This is a genomic window from Halomonas sp. SIMBA_159 (assembly GCF_046536035.1).
GTDB lineage: Bacteria > Pseudomonadota > Gammaproteobacteria > Pseudomonadales > Halomonadaceae > Vreelandella > Vreelandella venusta_A.
This window is the reverse complement of sequence record NZ_JAWJBT010001101.1, coordinates 1-253: the sequence shown is the minus strand read 5'-3', so window position 1 is coordinate 253 and position 253 is coordinate 1. Positions and strand designations below refer to the sequence as shown.

Here is a 253-nt window from a genome sequence, read left to right as displayed (position 1 = left end):
CGGGCCCCAGGGCACCGGCAAGAACATGTTCTTCGACGAGTACATGAAGCTGTTCGGCGACTACGGCCGCGTGCTCGACCAGGCGGCGCTGGAGGACAAGTTCAACGATTGGGCTAGCCGCAAGTTATTCCTGCTCGCCGACGAGGTCGTCGCCCGCACCGAGGTCTACCACCTCAAGAACAAGCTCAAGGCCCTGATCACGGGCGATCGGATCCGGATCAACCCGAAGAACATCCAGGCCTACGAGGAGGAC

The 253-nt window shown here is 61.7% G+C and carries 1 protein-coding gene; it reads left to right on the top strand.

Features of this window, described 5'->3' with window-relative positions; genetic code table 11:
* A partial coding sequence (locus R0J87_RS22675; RefSeq protein ID WP_498889165.1) for a primase-helicase family protein occupies window positions 1-253 on the top strand: 253 nt, incomplete at both ends.